Below are 6,111 nucleotides of genomic sequence, written 5' to 3'. Positions count from 1 at the left end.
TTTCCATATTTTGCGATGGCGAAGAAATTTCATCTAGAATTTGATTGGCTTCAGCATCTGATAAAACTTCAAAACTAACACCGCGAATTTGACATTCTTTTTTAATTTCAGCAGCATCTGGAAGCAAGAAAGAACCACCACGATAGTTTAATAACCAACTGGCTTTGTATTTTTTATCTAAACACCAATAGGTTATTCCATAAGCTTTTAGATGATTTTTTTGAGTAGTTTCATCCATTGGAAGCAATATAAAATTTGCCTTAATTGGTAAAGCAAAAAGAACTATTAATAAGAAAATAAATGGTTTAATTACCTTCATTGGTACAAATAAATTTTAATCGAAGATACTATTTTTAATTTTAAATATAAATCCAAAAAAATGTTAAAAAAAATAAACTAAAAACACGTAAAACTACGTATATCCAGATTGAAAATTGATTGTATTTTTGAATTATATAATAAATTAACCAAAATAATTATGAACACATTACAAATGATACAGAAAAACTCCTCTTTTAAAGGTCTTCCATTTATTAAAAAGTTAGGAATCTATTTTTTTATTGCGCTAATAGTTACTTATTTGTTTCTATCATTAAAATTTATATTAAGCTAGTTAATCTTCTAAAGAAAGAGTATTTAGTTGAATAATTTTATTTTGAATAGCAAATACAACCAATCCGGCAACATTTTTAACTTGGGTTTTTGCAATAACATTATTTCTATGACCTTCTACAGTTCTAGCACTTAGAAATAATTTTTCGGCAATTTCAACCGTACTTAACTGATTACAAATGCATAGTAAGACTTCTTTTTCTCTATTAGTTAAAAAATCTTCATCAAAAATACTTCTAGCATTTTTTCCTTTTATAAGTACATCGTCTTGAATTACTTGCAACACATTTTCGTTGTAATAAAATCCTTTTTTGGCAACTTCGTTAATAGTATCAATCATTTCTTTTGGCGAAGCACTTTTTATTAAATAAGAAGATGCACCAACTTCTATCATATTGGCAATAAACGATTTAGTATTGTAACTTGTTAAAGCGATTACTTTAGAATTAGGGAAATCTCTATTGATAATTTTGGTTGCTTCTACTCCATTTAATAATGGCATTTTTAAATCCATCATAATTATATCTGGAAGTAATGTAGAATTTATCATAAACTCTAGTAAATCTTGACCATTTGAAGCTTCAAAAACTATTTCAATGTTTTCTTCTCTTTGCAATAAAAAAAGAATTCCTTTTCTAAATAATTCTTCATCATCTACTAATGCAATTTTAATTTTATCCATAATTAAAAAGTAAATTTAGCTTCAAATCCTTTGTTAATTTGAGAAGCTATTGATAAATTTCCGTTTAAAAAATTTACTCTACTCTCAATATTTTTCATTCCTAAACCTTTTTGGTTTACCTTCTTATTATAGTTAAAACCAACTCCATTGTCACTATAAATGCAAGTATCAACAGTATTTAAAGTATCAAATAATATTGATATTTGGGTTGCTTTTCCATGTCGTAAAGAATTGTTTATTAATTCTTGAAGAATTCTAAAAATATGAAGGTGTTTTTCGTTTTCATGAATGTCAAAAACCAATTTATTAACATAATCAATTTTAACAACTTTGCTAGTAGAAACCTCAACTATAAGCTCTTCGATTCCAGCATGTAAACCAAATTTTTCTAAAACTGGTGGCAATAAATCGTGTGCAATTCGTCTTGAATTTTCTAATGCTTTTTTGGTTAGCAATATTATATTGTCTGTAATATCTAGCAATTCTTCGTTAGCTAAATTTGGAGTTTTTAATAAGTGACTGTTTAAAGAAACTATGTTTAACTTAGAACTAATATCATCATGCAAGTCTTGAGCAATGCGTTTTCGTTCTTCTTCTTGAGTAATAATTACAGAACGTAATAACTCTTTTTGATGATTAATTTCTAAATCTTTTTTTTCTAATTCTTTTTTGATGATTTTTTTTCTAGAAAAGTAAAAAAATAAGATCAAAATAGATGCCATTAGTATAAAAACAACAAAAATTGTTGCTAATACAGTATTAGATTCGTTTTGAAAAAAATTGAACTGTAAACTTTTACTCATTTTTATTTTTTGAAAAATTAACTTTCCATTCTATTAAAACTAAAATTTGATAAATTGTGTATAAAACAACATTTAATAACATTACGAGCCATGCAAAATCTTCTCCATAAGTAAATTGCAAATTATGCATTAAAAATGGAACTGAACTTCCAAATATGTATATCAATATTCCACAATTTACAAAATAAAAATATTTTTTACTGGAAAGCATATTGTAAAAATGAAATGTACTGTAAACTATAATTGCCAATGATGTCATTGCTATTTCTAACAAACTAAATTTAAAAATTAAATTAGTATTAATTATTAAATTTAGTATAATTACAAAAGGAATAGAAATCAAAGAAATCTTTATTAAATTTTTTTGATACTTTTCTTTAAAGAGTTCTAAATAAAACAAACTAAGCATTATAAATTGAAGTATAAAATAAAAATGTGAAACTGATAAATTTTCATATCCAAATTTTACAAAAACTTTAGAAACAATTTGTATTATAACAATTACACCAATATATAGGGTATAAATTTTAAATGCTCTATCTCTTTTATTAAATTGAGACAGATATAAAATAAAATTTAACCCTAAAATACAATTGGCTATTATATTAAATACTTCAAAAGTTAATTTCATAATCTATACATTGGACTTTCTACATCACATATAATTGGGCAAGTAGAAGTGTAATCATAGATGTAAAGACCATTTTTATAATCTATTAAGTCTTTACCGTTTTTATCTACTCCAACTAGCATTAATTTATGCAATCCTTTTTCATCAATTCCAACATAAGCACGTGCATCTTGAACATTTGCTTCTGCCATCATCTCTGTTATATCCTCTTGTGGAATTAAAAATGCTTTAACAATATGTTCTGGATTTGCTCTCCAAGTTCTTGCCCATTCTTGAGCTGTTGCTAATGAAATTACATTTGTTGCACTCATAGTTTTAATAATTAAATTGGTTTATAAAATATTTTTTTATTGGTCTTCATAGATTTTTTTTCTAACATTATTGAATCTAAAAATAAGTAGCAAAGCCATTGACACAAATATAATAAATACAATTGTGGCAAATTGATACATAAAATTTAAACTAAAATTTGTTAACATCATAAATTCTATTCTAACTAATATAATACTATTGTTTATGAATTTGGTTTTTACAAATCCATTTTTTATCAATAATATTTTATAAAGCTAAGGCATAAAATTGTAGAATAAAAATTTTTAGTGAAAATCACGTAAAACTACTTGGTTTTGAAAAAAAGAAATTTGCATAAAAAAATCCTGATTTCTCAGGATTATATTTTTAAAAAGGAACATCACTATCATCATCAAATGAGTTGGAACTGCTTCCAAAAGCTTCGTTGGCAGATGGCAAATTCTTAGTCATAAAAGGATTGTCATCGTGATTCATTTTAGATGGCAAGTCGTCAAAACCTCCACTAGAATCTTCAAGATTATCAAATTTACCAAGATTTCCTATGAATTTCAATCTAACATTTTCTAATGAACCATTTCTGTGTTTTGCAATTATAAATTCGGCTTGACCTGCTGTTGGCGATTGTTCATCATCGTCCCATTCGTCAATTTTATAATATTCTGGTCTGTATATAAAGGATACAATATCAGCATCTTGCTCAATTGCTCCAGATTCACGAAGATCGGAAAGCAAAGGTCTTTTACTAGAACCACGAGTTTCTACCGCACGAGATAATTGAGAAAGTGCAATTACTGGAACTTCAAGTTCTTTAGCAAGTGCTTTTAAATTTCTAGAAATTGTAGATATTTCTTGTTCTCTATTTCCGCCACCTTTTCCGTTTCCGCCAGCAGTCATTAATTGAAGGTAATCTACAATTATTAATTTTATGCCGTGTTGCGATGCTAAACGTCGTGCTTTTGCACGTAAATCAAATATCGAAAGTGATGGAGAATCGTCAATAAATAATGGTGCTTTTTCTAAATCTTTTACCTTTACAGAAAGTTGTTCCCATTCGTGTTTCTCTAATTTTCCTGTTCTAAGTTTCTCAGAAGACAAACCAGTTTCAGAAGAAATTAAACGTGTAATTAACTGAACCGAAGACATTTCTAATGAAAATAATGCTACTGGATGACCATAATCTATGGCAACATTTCTTGCCATTGAAAGTACAAATGCAGTTTTGCCCATTCCTGGCCTTGCCGCAATAATAACTAAATCTGAAGGTTGCCAACCAGAAGTAATTTTATCTAATTTATCAAAACCAGTTGCAATTCCAGATAGTCCTTCTTTATTAGCAATTTCTTCAATTCTCTTTTTGGCTTGAATTACTAAACTTTGAGCAGTTTCTGAACTTCGTTTAATGTTTCCTTGAGTTACTTCATATAATTTAGATTCGGCTTTGTCAAGCAAATCAAAAACATCTGTGGTTTCATCATACGATTCTTCAATAATTTCTGATGATATTCTTATCAAACTGCGCTGAATGTATTTTTGTAATATAATTCTTGAGTGAAATTCAATATGAGCAGACGATGATATTTTTTGTGTAAGCTGAATTAAGTAAAAATCACCACCAGCTAAGTCTAGTTTTGCATTCTTTTTTAATTGTGCCGAAACTGTTAATAAGTCAACAGGTTGAGAATCTGTGAATAACTGAAAAATGGCTTCAAATATATGTTTGTGTGCATCTTTATAAAATGCATCACTTTGTAAAATATCTATAACTTCATCTACACCTTTTTTATCAATCATCATTGCGCCAAGCACAGCTTCTTCAAGATCGAGCGCTTGTGGCGGTAACTTTCCTTTTTCAAGGTTTATTATCGTTGTTTTATCTATTTTAATTGGGCTTATATTTTGCATATTTTCCATAGAGCGAAAGTAAGGTATTTTAGAATTTTTATTACTTTTAGTTATTATAAATCATTGTTAACAAGTTACCTTTTTTTGTTAACAACCAAAAAAAATCCGCCTCGTTATTGACGAGACGGATTATGTATAAATCTGTACGATTTTACTCTCTGTATTCGCCCATCTTGCTGTATTTATCCATTCTTTGAGCTACTAACTCAGTTGTTGATAAATCTTTTAATTCGTTATATGCTTTAGTAATATATTGCTCTACTGTTTTAAAAGTAGTTTCTCTATCATAATGCGCTCCACCAAGTGGTTCTGGAATAATATCATCAACTAATTTTTGTTTTTTCATATCGGCAGAAGTTAATTTTAAAGCTTCGGCAGCAATTTCTTTATATTCCCAACTCTTCCAAAGAATTGACGAACAAGATTCTGGAGAAATTACCGAATACCAAGTGTTTTCCATCATTAAAACTTTATCGCCAACGCCTATTCCTAATGCTCCACCAGATGCGCCTTCTCCAACAATTACACAAATAATTGGCACTTTTAAACGACACATTTCAAGAATATTTCTAGCAATTGCTTCGCCTTGACCTCTTTCTTCGGCTTCTAGTCCAGGATATGCTCCAGGTGTATCTATTAAAGTTAGTACAGGAATTCCAAATTTTTCTGCCATTTTCATCAATCGCAATGCTTTTCTATATCCTTCTGGATTTGCCATTCCAAAATTTCTATACTGACGTGTTTTGGTATTAAATCCTTTTTGTTGACCAACAATCATAAAAGATTGACCATCAATTTTACCCAAACCACCAATCATAGCTTTGTCATCTTTAAAACTTCTGTCTCCAAAAAGTTCTAAAAAAGAATCTCCACACAAGGCACGAACGTGATCCATTGTATAAGGACGATTTGGATGACGCGACAATTGCACACGTTGCCAAGCAGTAAGATTTTTATATATTTTACGTTTAGTTTCTTCTAGTTTTTTTTCTATTTGCTTACAAGTATTGGTAACATCAACATCTGATTCTTGACCAATAACCTGACATTTGTCTAACTGATCTTCCAATTCTTTTATAGGAAGTTCAAAATCTAAATATTCCATAGGGTTTGTTTTATTTCGCTGCGCTCCATACAATTCGGCTACGCCTCGGGTGTTTTGATTTAAT

6 protein-coding genes and 1 pseudogene are annotated in these 6,111 nt (G+C 28.7%); all 7 read right to left on the bottom strand.

Annotation, left to right across the window (positions count from 1 at the left end):
* Positions 1 to 319: pseudogene (locus ACH2BC_RS09420) on the bottom strand (asparagine synthetase B); the annotation flags it as partial.
* A gap of 294 nt (positions 320 to 613) precedes the next feature.
* Positions 614 to 1,294 carry a response regulator gene (locus tag ACH2BC_RS09415; RefSeq protein ID WP_395053742.1) on the bottom strand — a complete coding sequence of 227 codons (681 nt, stop codon included), beginning with the start codon at positions 1,292 to 1,294 and terminating at the stop codon, positions 614 to 616.
* Between the two features lie 2 nt (positions 1,295 to 1,296).
* Complete coding sequence (locus tag ACH2BC_RS09410) at positions 1,297 to 2,097, bottom strand: sensor histidine kinase (RefSeq protein WP_395053741.1); 801 nt, start codon at positions 2,095 to 2,097, stop codon at positions 1,297 to 1,299.
* A complete protein-coding gene (locus ACH2BC_RS09405; protein WP_395053740.1) occupies positions 2,090 to 2,728 on the bottom strand; it encodes a hypothetical protein in 639 nt (212 codons plus the stop codon). Before ACH2BC_RS09405 ends, ACH2BC_RS09410 begins: the two co-directional genes overlap by 8 nt.
* Positions 2,725 to 3,039 (bottom strand): hypothetical protein, encoded by a 315-nt coding sequence (locus ACH2BC_RS09400; RefSeq protein ID WP_395053739.1) that lies wholly within the window; start codon positions 3,037 to 3,039, stop codon positions 2,725 to 2,727. The genes ACH2BC_RS09405 and ACH2BC_RS09400 overlap by 4 nt, the downstream gene beginning before the upstream one ends.
* A gap of 367 nt (positions 3,040 to 3,406) precedes the next feature.
* Positions 3,407 to 4,951, bottom strand: a complete 1,545-nt coding sequence (gene dnaB, locus ACH2BC_RS09395; protein ID WP_395053738.1) for a replicative DNA helicase — start codon at positions 4,949 to 4,951, stop codon at positions 3,407 to 3,409.
* Positions 4,952 to 5,093: 142 nt separating this feature from the next.
* Positions 5,094 to 6,047 (bottom strand): acetyl-CoA carboxylase carboxyltransferase subunit alpha, encoded by a 954-nt coding sequence (locus ACH2BC_RS09390; protein WP_395053743.1) that lies wholly within the window; start codon positions 6,045 to 6,047, stop codon positions 5,094 to 5,096.
* Between the last annotated feature and the right edge of the window lie 64 nt (positions 6,048 to 6,111).

Source organism: Flavobacterium sp. (assembly GCF_043760115.1).
Taxonomy (GTDB): Bacteria; Bacteroidota; Bacteroidia; order Flavobacteriales; family Flavobacteriaceae; genus Flavobacterium.
Note: the sequence above shows the minus strand (reverse complement) of the source record. Positions and strands in the feature narration are given on the sequence as shown.